Origin of the sequence: Streptomyces sp. WM6386 (assembly GCF_000972385.1) — a bacterium.
GTDB lineage: Bacteria > Actinomycetota > Actinomycetes > Streptomycetales > Streptomycetaceae > Streptomyces.
On record NZ_JXTE01000320.1, the window covers coordinates 1 to 707 of the forward strand.

At 73.3% G+C, this 707-nt stretch carries 1 protein-coding gene; it reads left to right on the plus strand.

From position 1 onward, the window contains the following. Positions 1-446: transketolase C-terminal domain-containing protein (locus TN53_RS41475; protein ID WP_046264066.1), on the plus strand; the 446-nt coding region annotated here is incomplete at its 5' end. Positions 447-707: the final 261 nt, after the last annotated feature.

Here is a 707-nt window from a genome sequence, read left to right on the forward strand (position 1 = left end):
ACACGGTCGGCGGGATCGACGTGCTGCGTCGCGGGGAGCGCGAGGACGTCCTGATCGTCGCGGTCGGTTCGAGGGCGCAGACCGCGCTGGACACCGCCGCCCTGCTGGCCGGCGAGGGTGTCGGCTGTACCGTCGTCGACCCTCGCTGGGTCAAGCCCGTCGATCCCGCTCTGGTGCCTCTGGCCGCCCGGCACCGGCTGGTCGTGACCGTGGAGGAGAACGAGCTGACCGGGGGGGTGGGTTCGGCGGTCGCGCAGGCGCTGCGCGCGGCCGGGGTGGACACCCCGTTGCGGAAGTTCGGTATCGCCCAGGAGTTCCTGGAGCACGCCGAACGCGCCGAGATCCTGCGGAAGTTGAGTCTCACCTCGGGTGACATCGCCCTGCACATCGCCGCCACGCTCGACCGGCAGAGCGCCGGGGTGCGGACGGTCGGCACGGCTGCCTGAGCGCTCCGCTGGAAGTGCGGTGGACGCGTTGTTGTTTGTCTGCGGCGCCGTCGTGGCTGGTCGCGCCCCGCGGCGGAGCCGCATATGGATACGGCCCGCGCCCCTTCGGGGCGCTGCCGAACCGTGGCGGACTTCGCCCGACCCGCTTAGCGGGCGGTCAGGTGGTGGGCAGTGTGTCCGGGAGGCGGTGGCGCAGGACGCGGCCGGTCTCGGAGCGAGGGAGCGCCGGGACCAGTTCGAGGCGGGCGGGGAGGTGGGAGG